This window comes from Sulfitobacter dubius (genome assembly GCF_027214245.1).
GTDB lineage: Bacteria > Pseudomonadota > Alphaproteobacteria > Rhodobacterales > Rhodobacteraceae > Sulfitobacter > Sulfitobacter dubius_A.
This window is the reverse complement of the sequence record NZ_JAPWHM010000002.1, coordinates 327,063-348,404: the sequence shown is the minus strand read 5'-3', so window position 1 is coordinate 348,404 and position 21,342 is coordinate 327,063. Positions and strand designations below refer to the sequence as shown.

The following is a 21,342-nucleotide window of genomic DNA, read 5'->3' as shown; positions in this document are numbered from 1 at the left end:
CTGCCCCTAGATGATCTCGAGGTCGGCATGCAGAGCGCCCGCCGCCTTGATGGCTTGAAGGATAGAAATCGTCTCGGTCGCGCCGACGCCGATGGCGTTCAGCCCATCGACCAGACGTTGCAGGCTGACCGACCCGTCGATGACGGCGAATTTCGCGTCTTTCTCTTCCACGCCGACCGAGGAATTCGGCACCACCACGGTGGTCCCGCCAATCGACAGCGATTCAGGCTGGCTGACATTGAAATCATCGCGGACGGTGACGGTCAGGCCACCTTGGCTGACCGCGACGCGGTCGATGCGGACATTCGCGCCGATGACGATGGTGCCGGAGCGTGCGTCGATCACCACTTTGGCGACCTGATCCGGCTGAACTTGCAGCGGCTCGATCAGGGCCATCGTCTCCATCAACGATCCCTTGCCATAGGCGGATACGGTGATGGTACGCGAATCGATGGCGGTGGCGACCGGGCCCATGGCTTGGTTGATGGCGGCCTCGACCCGCTGCGCAGTGACGAAATCTGCGTTGCGCAGCGCGAGTTTGATGCTGGTCATCTCGCTGAAATCAAAGTCGACCTCACGCTCGACGATGGCGCCGTTGTCGATCCGCGCGCCGGTTGGCACGCCTTCGACGATGGAGGCATTGAGACCTTGCGCCGCGAAACCCGCGACGGCGATCGGGCCTTGGGCCACGGCGTAAATCTCACCATCGGCGGCGGTCAGTGGCGTGACGATCAGCGTGCCGCCGCGCAGAGAAGATGCATCGCCCAGGGAGGACACGACCACATCAATGGTGCTGCCCATCCGCGCGAAGGGCGGCAGGGATGCGGTAACCATGACCGCGGCAGTATTCGCCGTGCGCATCTGGTCTTCGGTCAGGTTGCCGATGCCGAGCCGCTCTAACATGCCTTCAATCGCGCGTTCGGTGAAGGGCGCGTTGCGCAGGCTGTCGCCCGTGCCGTTGAGGCCCACAACCAGCCCGTAGCCGACCAATTGGTTCGACCGCACGCCCTCGACCGTGACGATATCCTTGATCCGCACCTGTGCAGCCGCCGGCGCGGCAAGCGCGAAGGTGAGGCCGATCAGCAGGAGTTTAAACAGGGCGTTCATGGGCGGCGGTTCCGGTTAAAGGTAGTTCAAAAAGGACAGGCGCGAGAGGCGCGCGGTGACGGCAAAGCTGGAGTCGAGCTGGTTTTGCAATTGGGTCAGACGGGTGGCTGCGTCATATTGATCGACGCCCTCGAGGTTCATCACTTCGGCGTCGAGAAACAGCGCCCGGCTTTCTTGGGCCGAGATCGTATCGGCCAGTTGCGCCCGTTTCAGGCCGGTCTGGGTTTCCAGATCGGTCAGCCCTTCGAGCCCCGCGCCGATGGCGCTGCGGGCCTCGGTTAGCCACGCATCACGGGCGGCTTCATCGGGGATATCGCTGGGGTTAAACGCGCTCAGCATGGCCAAACCGCGCATCAGATCACGGATCGCAGGGTCGTTGGCCTGCGCGCCTTGGGTCAGCGTCTGAGTCTCAGAGGTGCGTGAGGTCAGCGGCGGATTGCCCGTCGGTGCACCGTTGTAAAAGGTGTTTTCGAAATTATGGTTGAAGAACACCGAACTGTCGCCGAAGCCTGCCTTAAGATCGTCGATGGCGCGCTGTACGTCGGCCATATCCGTCAGGGGGCCGCCGATCATATGATCCACCGCGATGGCCGGGGATTCCCCCGTGCGCGGGTTGATCTCGTCCCATGCCTGCAGCGGGTTCGTGTCAGTACGGGTGCCGGACATCAGGAAACCGGAACTGTCGCTGACCGCTGCACGTTCCAACACTTGGTCAAGCGCCGTGCGCGCCGCCTGCGACAGATAGGTCGCCGAAAGCCCACCCGCGTTGTCGGTGGCGAAGGCTTGCTCAAGCACACTTTGACCGACATCGCGCATAGCGCCAAGCGAGGTTTCCACGGCGAGAAAGCGGCGGTCCAAGAGCGCATTGGAAGTCAGGAAACCATCGTTGCGGGTAATCTGCATCCGGATCGCGATGGCATCGGCAGAGCGGTGGCCCAGATCGTCGTAGGGGTTGGCCTTGAGTCCAGTCGTCACCTCTTTGGACACGTCCGAAATCTCGGCGGCGAGGCGGCTGGTCTGCTCGCGCTGGCGCAGGCTTTGCAGGGCGGTGGACACGGTGCGGGAAATCTCGGTCATTCTATCCTCACACGCTTGCCAAAAGGGTGTCGAGCATGTCGCTCAGGCTGCTGAGCACCTGCGAATTGGCGCCGTAGGCCTGTTCGATTTCCAAGAGCTTTTGCAATTCGGTGTCGACGTTGACGCCTTCAATGCTGCTGCGGTTGTCCTCAAAGGTGATGAGGCGCACGCGGGCCGTCTCGGCCTGCGCGTCGGCGCTGACCAGCAGAACGTTCTGCTGGCTGACCAGATCAGCGGCGAAATCCCCCAGACGCGCATTGGTGCTCAGGCCGGTCGCCGCGTCGAAGGTCATCCCCGTTTCGAGGACATCGACGAAGGCGTTTAATTGCGTGGTGTCGCCCGGCTCTCCGGGGGTTGTGGCCCCGACGCCATCGCGTAGACGCCACAGCGCGCCGCCCTTATCGGGCTGAACGCTGTTGTTGATCGAAAGCCGCCCGGCCAGCCCATCCAATTGCGCCGGGTCAAACGCGCCACCCGCGTCGGTGAACAGCCCCGGCTGCCCGGCCCCGACAGAGGCATCGGCGACCTCGAAACTCTGCACCAGCCCGCGGGCGAGTTCATCCAATTGCAGCTTCATCTGCGGCAGGTCATTGGCGATCAACCCGCTCAGCCCCGCAAGCCGGCCACTGTCGGACCCGCGCGCGGTGGGGCTGTTCGGTGTGATATCAACATCCCCGGCCATCAGCCGCCCCGTCTCGGGGTTGGCGCTCAGCCGCACGGCGGTTTCTCCATAGACCAGTTCCGTGCCGCCGGTGGTGTGCAGCGTCAGCGTTCCATCCGCTTCCCATCGGCCCTGGAAATCCATCTGACTGCCCAAAGCATCAAGTCGGCGGTTCATCTCATCCATCAGCCCGCTGGTGCCGGTGGGATCGGTCCCGGCAAGGGCCAAACGCTCGTTCAGTTCGGCAATATCCGACAGCGCTGCGTTCACCTCGCCCACGCTCGAGACGAGGCTATCTCCAGCCTGCCCGCGGCTGGCTTCAAGCTCAACAGCGGCTTTATTGATGCTGTGCACCAAGGTCTCGCTCCGCGACAAAAGGTCGTTCTGCGCGGCGGGGTCGGAGGGGTTGTTAGCCAAAAGGTCGAGACCGGCCTGAAACTCCGCCAGACGGGCGGCGGGGGAGACCTCATCGCCCGGCTCGCCTAAAGTGATCAGGTAGCTGCCGAGAATCTCGCTCGTGGCAGAGGCTTGGCCCAGTTCAGCCGAAGCATTTCGCGACATGCCTGCAAGGCGTTCATCCACCTGCCGCGCGATGCGCAGCTCAACCGTTCCGCTTTGACCGTTGGTGGAGACCTGCGCCGCTTCACGACGGACGTAACCTTCGGTTTGCGCATTGGCGATATTGCCCGCAACAAGGTTGGCGCGACCCTCTGTCGTGCTCAGCCCGCTGCGGGCAATGCTAAAGGCGGATGAGATGCTCATTCATGCACCGAGTTAACGTTTGATACTTAGCGTTTCACTCAGCATCTCGTCGCTGGTGGTGATGATTTTGGCGCTTGAGGAATAGGCCCGCTGCGTTTGGATCAGGTCGGTAAGCTCTTGGGCGATATCCACGTTGGAGCCTTCCAACGCGCCGCTGTTGATGCTGCCCAGACCGTTCAGCATCGGATTGCCGATGCTCACCGCGCCGGAATCGCGGGTGGCAACATAGGCGTTGCCATCGACCGAGCGCATCTGGTCGGGGTTGGCAACATTGGCAAGCGGCACTTGGAACAGCGCACGGCGCTGACCATTGTCAAAAACCCCATAAAGGATACCGCTGTCGCTCATCTCGGCCCGCTCGAGGCTGCCGGTCTCAGTGCCGTCATCCGCAAAAGCCGGAGGCGTGTAATCGCCCGAGAACTGGGTCATCCCCTCAAAGGTGCCGGGCGCGCCGAAATCGATCTCAAGCGGTTGTGGAGTGCCGCCGTTGTTGATCTGCAGCGTCACAACACCGGTCGCGGGGTCAATCGGCAGGGTACCGGGCGTATAGCTCTCGGGGCTGCCCGCGTTGACGCCGCTGTCCGTGAAATTCACCCTCGCATCGCCATAGCTGTTGCCTGCCTCATCGCTGATGCTGACGGTCCATTCATTGGCCGTGGTGCCCGGAGCCCAAGACAGGGTCAGTGCGTCGCTGCCGCCCAACTGATTGACGTAGCGCAGGGTGGATTCGAAGGCCGTGCCGGTGCTGCCGGCCCCGGTTTCTTGCGCAGGCACATTGCCCGACACGCCGACGCGCGCACTGGGCGTGCCTTGAACCTGATAGCTGGCCACATTCACGGTGCTGAGGTCATTGTAGCTGGTGCTGCTGACGCTGCCGGTGGCTCCGGCTGCATCGGTGGGAAAGCCCGACAGAAAATAACCCGCAGAGTTGCGCAGGTTGCCGTCCTGATCCGGGGTAAAGGAGCCCGCACGGGTCATGTAGTAGTTGGATTCGACAGGATCATTGGGGTTGCGCGACACGACGAAAAAGCCATCGCCCTGCACCGCCAAATCAGTTGAGCGACCGGTGCCCATGATGTTGCCATTGGCCGAGATATCAGCCCGCACATCCGTGAGCACCCCCGCCTGCGTCGCCCCGGTATTCTGCGTCACGAATTCCGAGAAGGTCCGCCGATAGCCAACCGTATTGGCGTTGGCGATATTGCTAGAGATGTTTTGGACGCGGGAGGAGTTGGCCTGCAACCCGCTGACCCCGATCTGAAGGGCGCTTGTAATGCTCATGACTTGATCCTGCTCGTTCTTGTTATTCTTGACCTATACATGAGAAAGCCGATTCTTCATGGCCAAAGCAAGAATAAAATTTGAATTTGATATTTATGTCACTGACTTTCCTTGACATCCGTCACTTTGGTCACGGCTTCAAGGATACGGTCCGCGCTTTCCATGCTCAGCCGCATCACGTCTGATCCCAGCGGCCCCTCCCCACGGGGCTGTGCGCCGAGCCCGGTGGCGAGGTCTGCCCAGCCGGGCAATTCGGCAAGCGCGGGAAAGGCCGCGGCGGCCCGGGCGACGGTCTCACTATCGCCCGCCTGATAGGCGGCAAGGGTCAGGCGCGTGGCATCGGCAAAGGCGAACTGCGGGGGATGGGCCTCCCACATTTCAAGAAAGGCCTGCCGGGCCGCGCTCCATTTGCCGGTCTCGTATAGGGCCACCGCACGGCTGCGGCGCAGGTCCATGTCTTGGGCGCGCAGGCGCAGGGCGGCCAACTCATCCGTGCGCCCCGCCTGCGCCAAGGCTTCGACCAAAAGGGCTTCGGCCTCAGCCCCCTGGTCGTCGGCATAGCCGCTTAGTAAATCTACGGCCGCATCCGCCTGCCCGCCCACCAAAAGCGCGCGAGCCTCGCCGCGGCGCAGATCGGCCAAAAGGGCGGCGTCCGGGGCATTCGCCCCGACCCCTTCCAAGGCCTCAGCCATCTCACGCAGAGCGCGAAATTCCCGCGCGGCAAGGGCTGTCATACCCGTATCCAGCAGGCGCTGCGGCACGGCGACGGCATGTTCCACAAAACCCGGATCAAAGCGCCAGCGGGCGCTGATGCGGGCGTGCCCCTCAAGGAACGGCCCCAGATCAAGCTCACCTGCAGCGCCCGCGGCGTAGAATGCGCCGTAGATGTCCCGCGCCTGTGCGCGTAGCGCGTCGGCCTCATCATCAGGGGCGCTCCGCAGCAAATTATGCAAGGCCCAAAGGGCGGTATCGGTATCACCCTGCTCTGTCGCGACCTCGGCCAGCAGCACCGCGCCCTCGCGACCAAGGCCATCCCCGCTCCACATCCAGCGGGCGGTTTTGAGCAGCGACAGCGCATCTTTCCCCGGCAAAGTCTCGGTCTCTCGCCCCATCCGAACCAGCGCGAGCCGCGCCCGTTGCGCATAGGCATCGCGGCCCTGCGCGGCTTGGACATACCCCTCAAAGGCCATCAAAAGATCGCCCGCCCCTTCTGACGCGCGGGCCAGCAGGTAGCGATAAGCCGGGCCATCACGCAACTCGGCATGTTTGGGGAACTGCGCGGCCAATGCCTGCGCCACATCCCAATTTTCGGCCTCCAAAGCCGCCTCAAGCAGGTCCGGCAGCACCGCGGCTTGGATCGCGGGTGACAGGGCGCCGAGGCTCTCCAGCGTGCGCGGCATCAAACGCGCAGCCTCCTCCGCCGCCCCCAGCCGGGCAAAGGCCGCCGCTCGCAGAGCCTGCCCCTCGCTCCACCCGACGGACCAAGACACCGCCTGCCCCAAATCTCCGCCCGCGCCTGCGTCCTCTTGCAGTAAAGCGAGTGCGAGGTTCAATGTTCGATGCCGCCGCGCTGCGTCACCTTTGAGGGTCTCGGCGTCGAGCCCCGCCAGAAAGCCTGCCGCCTCGGGGCGCATCATCCATGCAAGGTGCAGTTCCGCAAGGTCCAGCAGCGCCGCGGCCCGCTTGGGGTCCTCCGGATCGGTTGCCGCCAGAAGTTGCATCATCAGCGCTTCACGTGCGGCAAGGAAATCCTTTTGTCCATGTTCCACCAAGGACAGAGGCGCAAAGACAGACCCTTCCTCCCCCGCCACAGGCGCGGCCAAGATCAAAGAGAGACCAAGAACAATGTTGTGCAGATGTTTCATTCTAAGAATAGATGCACTTTATTCTTGTAAAGATCCATTCTTTATTTCACACTGACCTTCAATAATGTCACGCCATCCTTGCCCAAACTGAGGCCCGCCATGACGGAAACCAGCCATATCAGCATGTCGCTGGCGACTTCTTTGCAGCGCCAACTCGACATCACCGCCAACAATATCGCCAACGCCAGCACCGCAGGCTACAAGGGCGAGCATGTGGTGTTCGAAGCGCTGTTGCAGGACAACACCGCGCTTGGCGACGATCAGGCGGCTTTCGTCAGCGATACGGGCTCCTACATCGACACCCGCCCCGGCGCGCTGTCGCAGACCGGCAACCCGCTAGACGTGGCGCTGCATGGCGAGGGGTGGTTCAGCTATCAAACCGCAGATGGGCAGCAGGCCTTTGGCCGCGATGGCAGCTTTGTCCTCGACCCGGAAGGCAATCTGACCCTGTTGTCGGGGGCCAAAGTGCTCGACGCGGGCGGTGCACCGATCCAACTGCCACCCGCAGGACTGGGCGACATCAACATTTCCGAAGATGGCACAATTTCGGGCAGCGAGACCGGCCCACTGGGCCGTATTGGCGTTTTTAACATCCCTGAAATCCAAAGCTACAAGCGCCTTGGCGGCGGCATGTTGGTCGCCCCCGAGGGCGCTGCCAATCCCGCCGTAGCTGAGACTGTGCAGGTGCGCCAAGGCACGCTGGAGCTGAGCAACGTGAACCCGGTGCGCGAGATGACGCGGCTGATCGACGTGCAGCGCGCTTATGAGCGCACAAATACCATGATGGGCAATGCGGACGACCTGCGCCGCGACTCGCTCAAACGGATCGCGCAGGCGGTCTGACCCCGACATCCGTGAAACGGAAGGAACGAGACAATGAAGGCACTTAGCATCGCCGCAACCGGCATGATGGCGCAGCAGACCAATGTCGATGTGATCTCGAACAACATCGCCAACGCGAACACCACCGGGTTTAAAGCCAGCCGCGCGGCCTTTCAGGATCTGATCTATCAATCCATGCAGCGCGAGGGCGCTGTCACATCCGAGGCCGGATCGACTCGCCCCGTGGGCATCGACATCGGCATGGGCGTGCAGACCGCAGGCACCGTGCGGTTGAATACCCAAGGCGGCATGGTCGCCACCGAGAACCAGCTCAACGTCGCCATTGACGGGCGTGGCTATTTCTCGGTCACACTGCCCGATGGCGGCACCGCCTATACCCGCGACGGGTCGTTCCAGCTTTCCCCCGAGGGGGAGATCGTCACCATGCAGGGCTACCGCGTAGAGCCGGGCATGGTCGTGCCCGAAAACACCACAGCGGTTGAGATCAACGAACAGGGCGTCGTCATGGCCTATGTCGAAAACGATCCCGTGCCGGTGGAACTGGGCCAGTTCAGCCTGACCACCTTTGTCAACGAGCCGGGGATGCGCCCGGTCGGCAACAACTTCCTGCTGGCGACCGAAGCCTCGGGCGAAGCACAGGTGGTGAACCCCGGCGATCCGGGCGCGGGCATGATCCGTCAAGGCTATCTTGAGGCGTCCAACGTGAACGTCATCCAGCAGATCACCGATCTGATCTCGGCGCAGCGCGCCTATGAGATGAACTCTAAATCCATTGAGACCGCAGACCAGATGCTCTCGGCTGCGAACCAAATCCGCTAATGCAAAGGCTCGCCGCCCTCTTCTTCGGCCTGATGGCGCTGACGGGCCCTGCCCTGTCGGCCCCCATCGGCGTGTTGGTCGAGGAACGCGCGCGCGCCGATTACGCCGACAGCCTGCCGCAGGATGGCGAGTTCGAGATCACGGTCAAGGACGCCCCGGCTGAGGCCGTGTTGACGCTGGCAGAGTTCTGGATGGACCCGCGCAGCGGCAAGTTTCTGGCCAATGCGGTGCTTGAGACGGGCGAGGTGCAGCGCATTGCGGGCTATGCCCTTGTGACCATGCCGGTCCCCGTGCCCATCACGCGCCTGCTGCCCGATGACATCATCATGGAAGACGACCTGACTGTCATGCGCCTGCCCGTGGGCCGCATCGGCACCTATGTGATGACAGATATGGAAGAGGTTATCGGCAAGCAGGTGCGCCGCGTCCTGACGCCGGGCCGCCCGATCCAGATCCAGTCCATCATCCAGCCCTTGGTCATCAACCGGGGCGAGCGGGTGGAGATCTATTTCAGCGACGGGCTTCTGGCCCTCTCCTCTCCGGGGCGCGCGCTTGATGACGCGCATGAGGGGCAGGAAATCCGTATCGTTAACCTTGTCAGCAACAAAACGGTCACCGGCATCGCCACCGGCGAAGGGACCGTGGAGATCATTCGATGACCACCGCTTTCGCGCGCCCCTCTGTCTTGATGCTCGGCGCCGCCCTTGCCCTGTCCGCCTGCGATACCGCAGATCACTTCGACCGCGATCCGCAGCCCTCGCCGATCGTGGTGGATGGGCAAACCATTCCCGAGGTGGCCCGCGTGCAGGTGCCGATGCCCGCCGTGGCAATGGAGCCTCCACGCCGCGGCAGCGCCAAGGCCTCACTCTTTTCGGCCCGCAGCCAACCGCTGTTTTCCGATCAACGTGCCGATGACATCGGCGATATCGTCACGGTCGTGATCTCAATCGACGACCGGGCGCAATTGCGCAACTCCACCGATCGCGAACGCGAGGGCGCAAGCTCCATCGGTTTCCCAACATTCTTTGGCTATGGCGCGAAAATTGCCGCAATTCTGCCCGGAATCAGCGCAGCCGACCTGCCGAGTGGCGATGTCGTCGAGATCGGCTCAGCCTCCGAAGCGAGCGGCTCTGGCGCCATTTCGCGCAACGAACAGATTGAGCTTAAAGTGGCCGCCTTGGTCATCGACAAGCTGCCCAACGGCACGCTTGTGGTCGCGGGACGCCAAGAAATCATGGTGAATCAAGAGCTGCGTGAGCTACGCATGGCCGGGATCGTGCGCCCTGCCGACATCCGTGACGACAACACCATCTCTTATGACAAGATCGCCGAGGCCCGCATCGCCTATGGCGGTCGCGGCACGCTTTCGCGCGCCCAAGAGCGGAGTTACGGCGAAGATGCGATGGATGTGATCCTGCCCTATTAATTCGCGACTTGGTCACAAAGTGAGACCATTGCCGTCGCAATCGACCGTTAAACCTGACGAAAGCTCAGGAAAGGTCGAACATGAAAAAGGCAGCATTCGCATTCGTAGCACTCCCCTTGCTTTGCATGGGTGCAGGCTATGGCGCCGGTCTGGCCCTTGCCCCTGCCCCAGCCGAAGCGGCGGGAACAGAGATCGATGAAAACACCCCCCATGGCGCGGATGAGGCGGCAAAAGACGCAGCCCATACCCCCGAGGAAGACGCCCATGGTGAGGCATCCGCCAAGGATGAAGCCCAAGCGCCGATGGACAGCTATGAACTGGCCAAGGACCGCACCGTGGTGCGGCTTGGTCAGATGACGATCCCGGTAGAGAAGACCAACAGCGTCTCTTATATCGTGGCGGATTTCGCGTTGAAGATGGGAACACTGGAATTGGCCGAACGCTACCGCCGGGTAGAAGATGCGACGCGGATGCGCGATTCCCTTTTGCAGGCGATGAACCTCGCCGCCGAAAGCGCCGTGCTGCGCGGGGTGGCGATTGACAGCGAAGCCCTCTCGCGGCTGCTGCGCGATCTGATCAGCAAAGAGCATAAGGGCGTCGACGATGTGATGTTCGTATCGCTCTACAAACAGGATGTGGCGCGGCTCTGACCCGCGCCGCGCCGAAGGTTTACAGAACCGAACGCACCACGTTCGACAGCACGGATTCCCCGTTATCCAACTCCAACTCCGGCCCTAGGGCGGTGAAGTTCACCCGCGTCACCTCGGACCGGGTCAACGGGGTCACGCCTACGTCATTGCCAGCGGCATCCGTCGCCGTGATCTCAACCCGGAAAGTATCGGGCGGCACCGGCAGGCCCACTGAATCGAGGCGGTTCCAATCCACGTCGATCACCTCTCCCTCTGCGGTGGAGGGGCCAGGCATCTCGCGGATCAGGCTGCCGTCTTGGGAATAGATGCGGACGGTCACATCCTCCGCCCCGGCATTGAGTTGATAGCTCAGCGGGAATTCATCTTCGGTCATGCGCACTTGGGTCGAGGGAACAAGCACGTCGCGCCCGATCAATTGCAGGTCCGACATCGCGCCGACGGTGGAAAGCATCGTACTGATCTGCTCAAGGCTCGCGTTGGTCGCGATGCTCTGCTCGACTTGGGTCAACTGCGCCAATTGCGAGACGAACTGCGTCGAATCCACCGGGTTCAGCGGGTCTTGGTTTGAGATCTGCGCCGTCAGCAGGGTCAGGAAGCTGTTGTAGCTCTCCTGAAGCTCAGCCGAAGAGGTCGCCGCCGCCGAGGTGTTGGCGGTGCTCAGGGTGCTTGCTGTGGTCGCGTCAATCATGGTCTCGCCTTTCAGGTGAGGATATCCAACTGCCCGGCGCTCAAGTTTGAGCTGGGGGTTTGCGCCACGGGCTGGGCGTCACTGCCCGGCGCGTCATCGGCCTGCGCTGCTTTCTGGGTGAACTCTGGCCCCTGCTGCTGCCCGCCGTTGCGGCCCCGGTCGTCGAAGGTCTGGAAATCAAGGTCGGCATTATCGGCGCTGATGCCGCGCGATTGCAGCGCATCCAGCAGTTGATCACGGTCTTGGCGCAGCATGCTCAGCACCGACGCGCTTTCGGTGGTCATGGCGATCTGCATGCGGCCATTCTCGCTCCGCATCACCTCAATCTCGATCTCTCCCATGCCGTAGGGCGAAAGCGAGAAGCGCAGCTTGTTGTCGGCGGTGTCGAGGCCGCGGATCTGCTGGCTGACATGCTGGCGCAGTTGCTCTTCCGGCGCGGCGGCGGGGTTCGGCGCAGGCGCGGGTGTCGGCTGCGGCGGGCTGAGGCGTATTCCCTCGCTCTGCGGGGCTTGCGGCGCGGTCAAAGCGGCGACTTCGCGCAGCGCGGCCTCGGCTGCTGGGGCATTCGCGCCGGGCTGGGGCGCCTTGGCGACATCGACAGCGGCGCTGAACCGGTCGGCGGCGGCGGTGATGCGGGGGTCTGCGGCTTCCGCGCTCAAGTCCACCTGCGCGACGGGAACTGTACTGGCCTCGCCAGCCGCAACGGGCGCGGCGACCATTTCTGTAGTCGAAGCGGGCGCCAATCGCAGGACCGGCGTGTCGCTCGAGGCTACCGGCTTGGCGGCGACTGGACCAACGACCCCGTCGATTTGCAAAGCCGGCGCTATCCCTTCGGCCATCCCTAAGGCCTGCCCCTTAACGATGGCGATCCGCCCGACGACCGGCACCACCGCCGACGCGATGCTAAGCTGGCTGGCCGGCGTCGGGATGCGCATGGCACGGCCAAGTTTTTCTTCCAGCGCGGCCTCAAGGCTGGGGTCGTCAAACTGGGCCACCGCTTCCAATGCGCCGACGCTGTCGGGCGGCGCCGCGCCCAAGGCTTCGGCAAATGCGGCGAGTGCGGCTTTTGGGGTGACCGGGTTGTTGGTCTCCTCTAGCCCCGCGATGGTGTGATCCATCAGGGCCAATAGCCCCTTTGCCGTCTCAAGGTCGATCCCCTCGGGCAGCGCACCCTCGGCGGTGTCTGTTTCCGGCAAGGGGGCTTGCATGCCCTGAACTTGCGGCTCTGGCGCGGCCTCTTGGCCCGCCATGCCCTGCATCAGCGCAGCAAAGCCTTCGGCCGCCCCTTTTTGGGACGGCTGGCCGAGACCTGCGGCTGTCTGCACCGCAGGGGCTGCCTGAAGCTGAGCAATCATTTCGCGTCCTCCAACTTGGGCATCCGCATGGGAATCCGAAGGCCCTTTTGGGATCAGGAGATCCGCACGTTTCCGCGCTGATCTTCGAAGGCGCGGCGCGCGCTGCGGCCTTCAACAAGGGCTTTCAACCGCAAAGTCCACTGATTGAGGGTCACGGGTGTCTCCGTGCCGGTCAGGGCCCGCAGCGAAATCTGTGCGCTCTCGGCGGGCTGTGCTGCAAAGACCGAGTGACTGTCGACCGGACGGCCCCAGTACTGCCCCAGAACCGCGCTCAACCCCATGCGGAAGGCCGCAGGCTCAAGCCCCAGCTTGAGCAGCTCATCCGCCTCTGCCGCGTGATGATAGGCCTGACCCAATGCATGCAGAACGCTGTCTTCGTCCATCATCGGGAACAGTCCGCGCCCGATGATCCCGATCAAAACTTCGCCCACCAGCGCACCGGCGGCTTGGGAGATATTGGTGAAATTGTCGCTTTTGCGAATGACGACGAGCGAGCCATAAGGCACATCGGCGTCGAGTTCTTCGGCAAGGATATCGCCAAGGCAAATGCCCGGGATCGGTTCGATGCAATCAGGCATTGCTACCGGGTGACCGGCCCAATCTTGCATCTCGAAGACCGAAGCTTGAACCGGAATCAGCGCCCGGATCAGCATGTTGAAATGACGGCCATCGGCCGATGAATCCATGTGGCAGGCACCCTTCCAGATGCCACCTATAAGTGAGTTTACCTGCATTTCCGCCTCGTTCAGGACGTTCTGTCCATGGTTTATCCGGGCGTTTTTTAAAAGTTTTTTAGGTGCCCGGTGCTCGTTTATTGCTTTAGGTCTAGATCGCAAGACCTTGACCGTCAACAATTTTTCAAGACCGGATATTATTTTTGGGAATCAGCGGCAGGGATGTCGCACTTTTGCGGAAGCTTGAATTGCGCACAACCGCACCGATAGAGCCTTGAAAACAAGGGCTACTCGGCCTGGTACACCAAGCGAATCGAGATGCGGCGATTTTCCGAGGCCAAAGGATCGATTGTGTTGATCGGTTGTGTGTCGGCCACACCAGAAACCCGCATGAACCGCGCGCCAGCGATGCCCGCAGCCATCAGCGTGCGGCGCGTGGCATTGGCCCGATCCGCCGACAATTCCCAGTTCGTGTAGCCGTTGTTCGCGCCAAAGGCGGCGGCATCGGTATGGCCCACAATCTCGACCGGCTGGTTCTGATCGGCGATCACATCACCAATCGCCAGCAGCAATTCGCGGGTCTTGGGGGTCACATCGGCACTGCCCCGTGCAAAGAGCGACCGTTCGTCCTGATCCAGCACCTGAACCGTCAGCGCCCCGTTCGATTTCTCCAACCGGACATTGCGCGCCAGATCATTCAGCGTACTGTCCGAGGTGATCCGCTCAGCGATGTCTTCGGCCATGCGGTCAATCTCGGACTGGCGGCGCTCGGATTCCTCGATCGCGGCCAATGTGGCGGGATCGGCGGCTGCTGCGGGCTCGGGCGCTTCGGCATATTCCACGACCACTGCCGCCGGTTTGTCGCGCAGGCGGCTGTCGAAGACCATCATCGGATTGTCCCGGCCAAAGGTCGGCTTTTGCACATTGCCGGTGTTGTCGACCGCGCCGGTCATCACCCCGGCGGCCATCAGCGGACGCAAATCCGCCGCCGCATCCGAGGAGGAGCCCCCATCCGACACTGTAGGGGTAAAGTAATTGGCCAGTCCCCGCAGCTTTTCCTCATCCGAGGCAGCGAGGATCCACAGAAGCAGGAAAAACGCCATCATCGCGGTCATGAAGTCCGCATAGGCCACCTTCCAACCGCCGCCGTGGTGGGCATGGCCGCCCTCCGCGTCGTAGCGCTTGATGATGATCATCGCGTTCTTTTTGTCAGCCATCACACGGCCTCCCGACTACGCAAGATCGGGCCCGGGGCCAGATCAGGAAAGCTCTGCGTTGTTGTCCGACTTGTCGCGGCTGTATTTGCCCAACCCGGCGCGTTTCGCGTATTCGGCCTTGCGCTTGGAATAGCTCGGCGCGACCAGCGGCGCGTCGGCGGGCAGGCTGAACATCACGCGGTATTCCGCTTCGGTCAGCCCATGTTCGGCCCCGAGGTGGCGCTTGAGCATTTTGAACCCCTTGCCGCAACACAGGCAAAAGATCGTGTCATCGGTCATGGGCTGCTCACCCGGTGCGGCGGTCATGCCTTGGGCCTTGGGCGCGATGGGCGCGACGGCGGCGGGGATATTGGCCAATGCGGTGGCAGGGGCGTCAACCGGGGTGGGACGCAGACGTTCGACCAAGGTCAAGATATCGTCGATCGTCACGTCGCTGCGGCTGGCGAAACCCGAAACGATGGTCGCAATCGCGGTATCGCTTAGATTCTGCTTGGGGGGTACATTAGGCATGAAGCAACTTCCTTGTTAAGTTAATCTTGCCTTCTGCAAGGTTCGCGAAGCAATTAAGAAGCGCTTCGCAAGGGACGCAGCAAAGATAAATAATTCTTTGCCGTTTATCCTTATCACGATTCGAATTGTATTTGGAACCCGCGCAAGCATTGGCAAGCACTTTTCCGCCATATTGTGCAGAATGCATCACGGCTCCATCTGCGCGACGGTTTTGAAAATCGCGCTTTTCGGGGCCGGATCGGTGGCAACGTCATTGCCGGTGGTCTGGGCGATGATCGTGCTGAAGAGACCGGTTACCCCTAGCCCTGCCACCGCGATCAGCGGCACATGCAGCGACTTCCACAGGCTTTTGCGCGGTGCGGGCGGCTGTGGTGTCAACGTCGCAGGGTCAAGCAACTCAGGCTCGGGTGCCGGGGGCACGTCAATCGGTGCGCCGAATTCGACAAAGATACCGCGGGGCATGACCGCGACCTTCACTTCGCGCCGCTCACAACTGTCGCTGAATCCGGCCGGGAAAAGCTCGGCCGGGATGTCGATCACCATGTTATCCTTGGGCCGCCACTCCGCCGCGAGCGTGTCGCGGGGGATATAGACCGATGCAAAATCGTCACGAAACGCAATGTCACGCACCAAAGTCGGCACCATGGGCAGCGGCTTTTCCGGGCTGGCCGCGATTCGCATCCGCCCCCCGGCGAGCCACATTTCAAGGCGCACATAGAAACACTCACCCGGCTGCACCTCGGCGGAGGGCATATAACCTTCGGGCGGGCCCGTGCGCAGCTTGCGGCGCTTGCGGGTGCCGATGGGGAAGATCTTGTTGGTGCTAACGCGCTGGAACTGCTCCAACTCAGGGCGCTGGCGCATCAACTCGTCGAAATCCAAGCCTTCTTCGCGGGCGAAGTTGTAGTTGATCAAGTAATCCGCCGCGGTCTCTTCCAGCGTTTTGCTTTCCTGAATTGCCTTCAACAGCGCGTTTTCCTCAGAAAACAACAACCTGCGGCAGGGATGCCCCTCAACTTCGGGGCTGACGGCAAAACTGCCCACGGGACGATCAAGGATATCCGCGACCCGGTCGAAAACTGCGTGCTCTTCGTCGTTGTGAAAGACCACGAACTCACAAAGGCCACCCGCATCCATGCAAAGCAGCAGCCGCATCTCCTCGGGCCAGCCCTGCACAAGCACCGAAAGCTCGGAGGGATCGACGAAATAGGCGAAGGCGTCGGGCTCTTGCAGAGCGTCGACATCATTCCTCAACTCTTCTTTGACCGAAAAACCACTATTCATCATAGAAACCCAAGTTCTTTCCTAGATAATACTTGTATAGACCTATTCACTCAAGGATAAAGTAAGAATAGTTTCTTTTTGGAGGCGTGTGCAGCAATGACACTCTTGCTTGGTCTTGTAATGGTCTTCGGTCTGGTCTTTGGCGGCTTCATGCTGTCGGGGGGCAATATGGACATCGTCCTGCACGCCCTTCCTTATGAAGGCATGATGATCGGCGGCGCCTCTTTGGGGGCCTTCGTGATCGCCAACTCCTTCTCGGTGGTGAAGTCATCGCTGGTCGGCGTGATGCGTGTGATCAAGGGGCCGCGTTGGAAGGCGGCGGATTACAACGATCTGCTGGCGCTGATGTTCGAACTGGCGCGTCTTTATAAGACCAAGGGCATTGTCGCGATGGACGAGCATATCGAAAACCCCGAGGCCAGCCCGATTTTTCAACGCTACCCTAAGCTGATGAAAGACCATTTTCTGACCGACCTCATCGCCGACAGCTTCCGCATGATGTCAATGCAATTCGACGACCGTTTTCAAATGGAAGACGTGTTGAACCGCAAGATCAAGAAACACCACCATGAATCACTCGTCTCTGCCAGCGCGATCCAGAGCATGGCCGACGGGCTGCCCGCCATCGGCATCGTCGCGGCGGTGCTGGGGGTGATCAAAACCATGTCCTCAATCGACAAGCCGCCAGAGATCCTTGGCGCAATGATCGGCGGGGCCTTGGTGGGCACCTTCCTCGGGGTCTTCCTTGCCTACTGCATGGTGCAGCCCATCGCGGGCCGGTTGGAGCAGATCGAAGAGGAAGATGGCGCGATCTATACCGTGATCCGCGACGTGATCGTAGCCATCGTGGCGGGCCACCCGCCGAGCATCTGCATCGAATTGGGCCGCGGCAATATCCCCACGACGAAACAGCCGAACTTCTCCGCTGTGGAGGCCTCGCAGCGCGAACTGCCCGCGGTATGATGCGCCCCCTGCCCCTAGCCCTGATTGCGCTCGTCGCGCTTCTTGCCGGGCCGGGACTGGCCGCCAGCACAGACGACGAAAAAGGCGCAGAAAAGGTCGACAAGGCCGCCGAAGCAGAAGCCCGCCTGCCCAATTCCATGCGTCGGCACGGGGTGATCGGCCATGTTCCCCCAATGGCGGGGCTACCGCTGCTTGATCCTGAGGTGCTGGAGCGGATGCGCGAGCGGCTCATTGTCCTATCGCAGGGCGCAAAGCCGTGAAACCGCGTCGCGGCGACGGGCTGGCTGTACTCTCGCGGCTCAAACGTTTCGAGATGGAGAATGTGGCGCTGGAGATGGCCGAGGTGAACCGCGCCCTGACCCAGATCGAAAACGAACGCCACAGCCTGATGGAGCAGCTTAACGACCGTGGCGACCCCGATGCCGTGGAATCGACGCGCGTGGTCTCGGCCTTCATCCGCAACGTCTCGGAAACGATCCACCGCAAAGAGGCTGAGGCCGAGCGGCTGCGCGCCGATAGCGCGGGCATCCACGACAGGCTGAACGGGCTCTTCGCCGAGGCCAAGCGCATTGACCTGATCCGCAACCGCCGCGCCGAGGCCCGCAAGCAGGCTTTGCAAGAGGCCGAAACGGCTGCCCAGGCCGAAGGATTCCTGTCGATCTGGCTCGACGATCAGCGCTAGCGGGCCTATCCATTCACGGGAACTCTTTCCGAAAATTCCCTCAAATAGCGAATATCGGCCAAGAGAAAACCGCAATTCAATTCCATCAAAGCCGCATTGTATATGCCGCCCTGGGGAGGGGCGCCGAGGCCGATGATTTCGTATTTCGGCTTCGGTATAGTTTGAGAGGAATTTCGATGAAGCGAAGAGGATTTTTCACTGCCGCCGCTATCGGTGCTGCATCATTACGTGTCAGCCCGCTCTACGCGCAATCGGCGGAGGTGACCCTTGCCGAGGTGCAGGCCCTGTTCCAGAGCCGCGATCTGGGCGCGCGCCGGATGGTGCAAAACAGCCTCAAACACGAAGGCTATTACACGGGGGCCATCGACGGCGCATGGGGGCCGGGGACCGCAGAGGGCTTTCGCGCGCTCATGGCCTCCGACCGCTACCAGCGCCACGCGCCGACATGGACTTTCGCCCATGAGATACAGGTCAGCGAAACGATGTTTTTCCTGACCTCCGACGCCTATATGTGACCCCTGCCGGGGCCCTTGCGGGCCTCGGACTTAGCTGGCTTCCGCGACCGCCAGTTCGGCCATGCGCAGCGCTGCCGCTCGGGTTGCCGCCACGGCGATGAAGCGCGCGTTGTGGCAGAATTTTGCCCCCGGCACGCCGCTTGCAGCCTCCAATTCGGCATCCGTTAGCCCGGCCCAAGCCTCGGGCAGATCGGCGCGGGCCTCGAAACTATCGCCGCTTTTGCGGATCGTGGTCAGGGCCCAATCGTCCCCGCGCGGGTGCACGACGAAAAGCAGATGATCCGCTCCGGCCTTTTCCACCGCCGAGCGGAAGGGCATGCCCGTCGGCAGTTCCAACACGCGCCCGCTGCCTGCCGCCTCAATGGCCTGCATGACCATCGACTCGGCCCGGCGTTTGGCGGCCTTGCCTTTGATCGCGGCTTCGACAAAGGCGCGGGCAACTGGCAAAGCGGCCATGAAAGCCCGGTCGTGGGCATCCTCGCCCCGTTCATCGAAAACAGGTTTTAGTGTCTCCAACAGCACCGGCAGGGTCATGCCCGCCAGCGGCCCTGCCACCGACGGCTCAAGCGCGCCATTGTCGATCAGGTCAACCGGCAGCACGAAACCTTGGTCGAAGCTGCGGTGAATATCCTCAAGGTCGACCTCGGGCAGGTCAAAGCTGCGCAGATAGTCGCGGCCATAGTGCTGCCAAATCAGCCCGAAAGAGCTGAAAGGCTGGCCATCTTCGCGCAGCGGGCCGGGGCGCTGGTGGTGGTCAAAGATCAACGCCTCGGCGTCGTAATCACGGCCTACGTCATAGATGATCCGCCCCGCGCCCGGCGTGATCCACTGGGCGTCACGGCTGCGCAGCAGCGTCGCTTCCGGGTAGAGCCGCGTCAGAATGACGGAGGACAAAAGCTCATCCGCGTGAAAGCCGCCCGAATGGGTGACGAGATGGGTGATGGTCATGGGGCTGGCTCCGCTCGGGCTGGAAAAATCGGTCAATGCTTGGTCGCGCCCCCATACTGCGCGGCGCGGGCCAAGTGCAAGCCGCCCGCCTTAGCGCGACAGCGCGACCAGCGTGGCCGAGACGGGATCAAGGATGAAGGCACCGACCTGTGCACGGGCCTGCGCCAGCCTATCGCCCCCTTCCGGCATCAACTGCACGAGAGACGCAAAGCGGTTGTGATGGGTGCCATCCACCGCGCCGATGGCCGAGATATCGACCAGCAAAACACCATAGCGTTTGGCCAGCGCCTGCACCGCAGGCGTACCGGCGTTGGTCCGCCCGATCCGAGGACGCGCCCCGGCAAGGCCCGCCGAGATGCGCAGCGCCCGATCATCCGGCGCGACGAGGATGGCCATGGGTGGATCAAGCGGCCCGATCACCTCAATCTGTTTGCGAAAGACATCCACGTCGATGTCGGGTGCCGCAAGCACGACATCGCTCAGCCGTGCGATCACCTCATCTTGCCCCGACAGGCGCAATTGCCGCAGCGCCTCGGCCACCAACCAGCCGCCCATGCTGTGCCCGAAAAGCGTGATCTCCCCCACATCGGGATCGGCAGCGAGGGTACCGAGCATGGCGACCAGTTCATCGCGTGAATAGGCCGCAGCGTCTTTGTCGGCGACATAGCCCACCACGGTTCCGGCAGAGGGCCAAGCAAACAGGATCGGCTGTTCGGGCAGATGCCCGTCTGCCGCCACCTGCGCCAAACGGAACAGCGATTCGGGAAAGGTCTGGTTGTAGCCATGGACAAAGACCATCACATCCTGCCGCGCCCGTCCTGATCGGCGGATATCTAGCCCGCGCAGGGGATCACGCGCCGTCACCGCAAAGCTGCGGCTCGGGTCGGGGTCTTCGTCAGGCCATTCGATCTTGCTGGCCTCATGATTTGGCGGGATGGCGATGGTAAACCGCTCGTAATTGAGCCCACGGGCCCGGGCATCGCTATAATGCCCCGACTGCGCGTCGCGGCCCCGGGTAGAGGCCACGGTGATCGCCAAAGACCGTGCGGAGCCGTCTGCCGGCACGACGATCAAAGTCTCTCCGCCCGGGCGCGGCGCGCAGGCTGACAGCAGGACGACCAAAACCGCGCAGAGCGACTGCACCCCCCTGCCCCCGATGCTATGTCTTTGCATGTCGCACCCCAGCCCCCATCGTTCCCCCATCGTTCGGCGCAGTTCTAGCCTGATCGCCCAAGGCATTCATAGATCAAAGGCCAGACGCCGCCCGTGTGCTACGGCTGGCCCGCTTCCCCGCCCGCCTCTGCCGCCAGCAGCTTGCGGCCCGTGTCGAGCACACCGTCGACGATGTCATTGGCAATCGCCGCGCTCAGCGCCGCGCCATCGCGTGCGGAAAGTGCCGCCAACACCTCTTTATGTCGGTCAATCTGATAGTATTCCGCCACCTCAGTGATGACCTGCCGCTGAAAGGGGCCAAGTTGCAGCCAGATGCTTTCGATCATCGGCAAAGACGCCTGCGCCGGGTTCACCGAATACAGCATCCGGTGAAAGGCTTGGTTCTGCAGCGTCAGTTGGTCCGAGTCCCGTTCCGCCACAAACCGATCCATACTGCCGTCAATCTCGGTCAGCCTGTCGATCACGATGTCCGAGATATAGGGCAAGGCGCGCAGGGCGGCGTGGGTCTCGACCGCGATGCGCAGGGCGACCAGTTCCTCGAACCGGTCAGAGGTCATCAGCGGCACGGTCAGGCGGCGGTTGTCCTTGATCTGGATGGCATGTTCCGAACTCAGCCGCCGCACGGCCTCGCGCACCGGGGTCGGGCTGAGGCCAAGACGCTCTGCAATGCCGCGCATGGTCAGCGAGGTGCCGGGCGTGATCGCGCCGAGCATGATCGCATTGCGCAGCCGCTCATAGACATATTCCTGCGTCGTCCCGCCCGGAATCCCAGTGATTTCGGGAATGTTGAGCGCGTCGTTTTCGGTGTCGATCATCGGGCCGCCTTTGGTCTTCCGCCGCTG

The 21,342-nt window shown here is 62.3% G+C and carries 23 protein-coding genes; 9 read left to right on the top strand and 14 right to left on the bottom strand.

Annotated elements, in window-relative coordinates; translation table 11 throughout:
* Positions 1–6: 6 nt before the first annotated feature.
* The 5 genes from O4H31_RS05520 to O4H31_RS05500 form a co-directional block, all read right to left on the bottom strand.
* Positions 7–1,107, bottom strand: a complete 1,101-nt coding sequence (locus tag O4H31_RS05520; RefSeq protein ID WP_260011716.1) for a flagellar basal body P-ring protein FlgI — start codon at positions 1,105–1,107, stop codon at positions 7–9.
* 15 nt (positions 1,108–1,122) lie between these two features.
* Positions 1,123–2,184 (bottom strand): flagellin, encoded by a 1,062-nt coding sequence (locus tag O4H31_RS05515; protein WP_269343607.1) that lies wholly within the window; start codon positions 2,182–2,184, stop codon positions 1,123–1,125.
* Positions 2,185–2,191: 7 nt separating this feature from the next.
* A complete protein-coding gene (gene flgK / locus O4H31_RS05510) occupies positions 2,192–3,607 on the bottom strand; it encodes a flagellar hook-associated protein FlgK (protein ID WP_269343605.1) in 1,416 nt (471 codons plus the stop codon).
* Positions 3,608–3,619: 12 nt separating this feature from the next.
* The gene (locus O4H31_RS05505; protein WP_269343603.1) at positions 3,620–4,888 is read right to left on the bottom strand and encodes a flagellar hook protein FlgE; all 1,269 of its coding nucleotides are present in this window, start codon (positions 4,886–4,888) and stop codon (positions 3,620–3,622) included.
* 98 nt (positions 4,889–4,986) lie between these two features.
* Positions 4,987–6,753: a hypothetical protein gene (locus O4H31_RS05500; protein ID WP_269343601.1), complete on the bottom strand. Its 1,767-nt coding sequence runs from the start codon at positions 6,751–6,753 to the stop codon at positions 4,987–4,989.
* Positions 6,754–6,852: 99 nt separating this feature from the next.
* On the opposite strand from O4H31_RS05500, the gene flgF reads away from it, so the two are divergent.
* The 5 genes from flgF (at position 6,853) to O4H31_RS05475 (ending at position 10,491) form a co-directional block, all read left to right on the top strand.
* Complete coding sequence (flgF, locus tag O4H31_RS05495; RefSeq protein WP_093928350.1) at positions 6,853–7,596, top strand: flagellar basal-body rod protein FlgF; 744 nt, start codon at positions 6,853–6,855, stop codon at positions 7,594–7,596.
* Positions 7,597–7,629: 33 nt separating this feature from the next.
* On the top strand, positions 7,630–8,415 hold the full coding sequence (gene flgG / locus O4H31_RS05490; RefSeq protein WP_067938908.1) for a flagellar basal-body rod protein FlgG: 786 nt from the start codon (positions 7,630–7,632) through the stop codon (positions 8,413–8,415).
* Positions 8,415–9,074, top strand: a complete 660-nt coding sequence (flgA, locus tag O4H31_RS05485; protein ID WP_269343596.1) for a flagellar basal body P-ring formation chaperone FlgA — start codon at positions 8,415–8,417, stop codon at positions 9,072–9,074. Before flgG ends, flgA begins: the two co-directional genes overlap by 1 nt.
* On the top strand, positions 9,071–9,841 hold the full coding sequence (locus O4H31_RS05480) for a flagellar basal body L-ring protein FlgH (RefSeq protein WP_269343595.1): 771 nt from the start codon (positions 9,071–9,073) through the stop codon (positions 9,839–9,841). The genes flgA and O4H31_RS05480 overlap by 4 nt, the downstream gene beginning before the upstream one ends.
* A gap of 80 nt (positions 9,842–9,921) precedes the next feature.
* Entirely contained in the window at positions 9,922–10,491 is a 570-nt protein-coding gene (locus tag O4H31_RS05475; protein WP_269343594.1) for a hypothetical protein, read from the top strand.
* Between the two features lie 19 nt (positions 10,492–10,510).
* Here the strand turns inward: O4H31_RS05475 and O4H31_RS05470 are convergent, their stop codons facing one another.
* The 6 genes from O4H31_RS05470 to O4H31_RS05445 all read right to left on the bottom strand — a co-directional run bounded on the left by O4H31_RS05470 (position 10,511) and on the right by O4H31_RS05445 (position 16,222).
* The gene (locus tag O4H31_RS05470) at positions 10,511–11,179 is read right to left on the bottom strand and encodes a flagellar hook assembly protein FlgD (RefSeq protein ID WP_067629244.1); all 669 of its coding nucleotides are present in this window, start codon (positions 11,177–11,179) and stop codon (positions 10,511–10,513) included.
* A gap of 11 nt (positions 11,180–11,190) precedes the next feature.
* On the bottom strand, positions 11,191–12,534 hold the full coding sequence (locus O4H31_RS05465; RefSeq protein ID WP_269343591.1) for a flagellar hook-length control protein FliK: 1,344 nt from the start codon (positions 12,532–12,534) through the stop codon (positions 11,191–11,193).
* A 53-nt stretch (positions 12,535–12,587) separates the two neighbouring features.
* Positions 12,588–13,220, bottom strand: coding sequence for a hypothetical protein (locus tag O4H31_RS05460; RefSeq protein WP_067938894.1), 633 nt, complete (start codon positions 13,218–13,220; stop codon positions 12,588–12,590).
* 275 nt (positions 13,221–13,495) lie between these two features.
* The gene (locus O4H31_RS05455; RefSeq protein WP_269343590.1) at positions 13,496–14,425 is read right to left on the bottom strand and encodes a flagellar motor protein MotB; all 930 of its coding nucleotides are present in this window, start codon (positions 14,423–14,425) and stop codon (positions 13,496–13,498) included.
* Positions 14,426–14,467: 42 nt separating this feature from the next.
* Positions 14,468–14,935 carry a MucR family transcriptional regulator gene (locus tag O4H31_RS05450; protein ID WP_269343588.1) on the bottom strand — a complete coding sequence of 156 codons (468 nt, stop codon included), beginning with the start codon at positions 14,933–14,935 and terminating at the stop codon, positions 14,468–14,470.
* 186 nt (positions 14,936–15,121) lie between these two features.
* Positions 15,122–16,222, bottom strand: a complete 1,101-nt coding sequence (locus O4H31_RS05445; protein WP_269343586.1) for a hypothetical protein — start codon at positions 16,220–16,222, stop codon at positions 15,122–15,124.
* 93 nt (positions 16,223–16,315) lie between these two features.
* Between O4H31_RS05445 and motA the strand changes: the two genes are divergently transcribed.
* From motA to O4H31_RS05425, 4 genes are all read left to right on the top strand, one after another.
* Positions 16,316–17,182: a flagellar motor stator protein MotA gene (motA, locus tag O4H31_RS05440; protein ID WP_269343584.1), complete on the top strand. Its 867-nt coding sequence runs from the start codon at positions 16,316–16,318 to the stop codon at positions 17,180–17,182.
* On the top strand, positions 17,179–17,442 hold the full coding sequence (locus O4H31_RS05435) for a hypothetical protein (protein ID WP_269343582.1): 264 nt from the start codon (positions 17,179–17,181) through the stop codon (positions 17,440–17,442). The genes motA and O4H31_RS05435 overlap by 4 nt, the downstream gene beginning before the upstream one ends.
* A complete protein-coding gene (locus tag O4H31_RS05430) occupies positions 17,439–17,864 on the top strand; it encodes a hypothetical protein (RefSeq protein WP_067629259.1) in 426 nt (141 codons plus the stop codon). Before O4H31_RS05435 ends, O4H31_RS05430 begins: the two co-directional genes overlap by 4 nt.
* Positions 17,865–18,040: 176 nt before the next feature.
* Entirely contained in the window at positions 18,041–18,379 is a 339-nt protein-coding gene (locus tag O4H31_RS05425) for a peptidoglycan-binding domain-containing protein (protein ID WP_269343578.1), read from the top strand.
* 30 nt (positions 18,380–18,409) lie between these two features.
* Here O4H31_RS05425 and O4H31_RS05420 read toward each other — a convergent pair whose 3' ends face one another.
* The 3 genes from O4H31_RS05420 to O4H31_RS05410 all read right to left on the bottom strand — a co-directional run bounded on the left by O4H31_RS05420 (position 18,410) and on the right by O4H31_RS05410 (position 21,315).
* Positions 18,410–19,327 (bottom strand): MYG1 family protein, encoded by a 918-nt coding sequence (locus O4H31_RS05420; protein WP_269343576.1) that lies wholly within the window; start codon positions 19,325–19,327, stop codon positions 18,410–18,412.
* A 90-nt stretch (positions 19,328–19,417) separates the two neighbouring features.
* Entirely contained in the window at positions 19,418–20,500 is a 1,083-nt protein-coding gene (locus O4H31_RS05415) for an alpha/beta hydrolase (RefSeq protein WP_269343574.1), read from the bottom strand.
* A 98-nt stretch (positions 20,501–20,598) separates the two neighbouring features.
* Positions 20,599–21,315: a GntR family transcriptional regulator gene (locus O4H31_RS05410; RefSeq protein ID WP_269343572.1), complete on the bottom strand. Its 717-nt coding sequence runs from the start codon at positions 21,313–21,315 to the stop codon at positions 20,599–20,601.
* Positions 21,316–21,342: the final 27 nt, after the last annotated feature.

Bases quoted from the DNA above. Each gene is read 5' to 3' on its own strand.
- O4H31_RS05480 (WP_269343595.1), top strand. From the start codon at position 9,071: ATGACCACCGCTTTCGCGCGCCCCTCTGTCTTGATGCTCGGCGCCGCC.
- flgF (WP_093928350.1), top strand. From the start codon at position 6,853: ATGACGGAAACCAGCCATATCAGCATGTCGCTGGCGACTTCTTTGCAG.
- O4H31_RS05475 (WP_269343594.1), top strand. From the start codon at position 9,922: ATGAAAAAGGCAGCATTCGCATTCGTAGCACTCCCCTTGCTTTGCATG.
- O4H31_RS05520 (WP_260011716.1), bottom strand. From the start codon at position 1,107: ATGAACGCCCTGTTTAAACTCCTGCTGATCGGCCTCACCTTCGCGCTT.
- O4H31_RS05435 (WP_269343582.1), top strand. From the start codon at position 17,179: ATGATGCGCCCCCTGCCCCTAGCCCTGATTGCGCTCGTCGCGCTTCTT.
- O4H31_RS05470 (WP_067629244.1), bottom strand. From the start codon at position 11,179: ATGATTGACGCGACCACAGCAAGCACCCTGAGCACCGCCAACACCTCG.
- O4H31_RS05515 (WP_269343607.1), bottom strand. From the start codon at position 2,184: ATGACCGAGATTTCCCGCACCGTGTCCACCGCCCTGCAAAGCCTGCGC.
- flgA (WP_269343596.1), top strand. From the start codon at position 8,415: ATGCAAAGGCTCGCCGCCCTCTTCTTCGGCCTGATGGCGCTGACGGGC.
- O4H31_RS05425 (WP_269343578.1), top strand. From the start codon at position 18,041: ATGAAGCGAAGAGGATTTTTCACTGCCGCCGCTATCGGTGCTGCATCA.
- O4H31_RS05465 (WP_269343591.1), bottom strand. From the start codon at position 12,534: ATGATTGCTCAGCTTCAGGCAGCCCCTGCGGTGCAGACAGCCGCAGGT.
- O4H31_RS05500 (WP_269343601.1), bottom strand. From the start codon at position 6,753: ATGAAACATCTGCACAACATTGTTCTTGGTCTCTCTTTGATCTTGGCC.
- motA (WP_269343584.1), top strand. From the start codon at position 16,316: ATGACACTCTTGCTTGGTCTTGTAATGGTCTTCGGTCTGGTCTTTGGC.
- flgK (WP_269343605.1), bottom strand. From the start codon at position 3,607: ATGAGCATCTCATCCGCCTTTAGCATTGCCCGCAGCGGGCTGAGCACG.
- O4H31_RS05450 (WP_269343588.1), bottom strand. From the start codon at position 14,935: ATGCCTAATGTACCCCCCAAGCAGAATCTAAGCGATACCGCGATTGCG.
- O4H31_RS05445 (WP_269343586.1), bottom strand. From the start codon at position 16,222: ATGATGAATAGTGGTTTTTCGGTCAAAGAAGAGTTGAGGAATGATGTC.
- flgG (WP_067938908.1), top strand. From the start codon at position 7,630: ATGAAGGCACTTAGCATCGCCGCAACCGGCATGATGGCGCAGCAGACC.
- O4H31_RS05460 (WP_067938894.1), bottom strand. From the start codon at position 13,220: ATGGATTCATCGGCCGATGGCCGTCATTTCAACATGCTGATCCGGGCG.
- O4H31_RS05455 (WP_269343590.1), bottom strand. From the start codon at position 14,425: ATGGCTGACAAAAAGAACGCGATGATCATCATCAAGCGCTACGACGCG.
- O4H31_RS05420 (WP_269343576.1), bottom strand. From the start codon at position 19,327: ATGACCATCACCCATCTCGTCACCCATTCGGGCGGCTTTCACGCGGAT.
- O4H31_RS05415 (WP_269343574.1), bottom strand. From the start codon at position 20,500: ATGCAAAGACATAGCATCGGGGGCAGGGGGGTGCAGTCGCTCTGCGCG.
- O4H31_RS05410 (WP_269343572.1), bottom strand. From the start codon at position 21,315: ATGATCGACACCGAAAACGACGCGCTCAACATTCCCGAAATCACTGGG.
- O4H31_RS05505 (WP_269343603.1), bottom strand. From the start codon at position 4,888: ATGAGCATTACAAGCGCCCTTCAGATCGGGGTCAGCGGGTTGCAGGCC.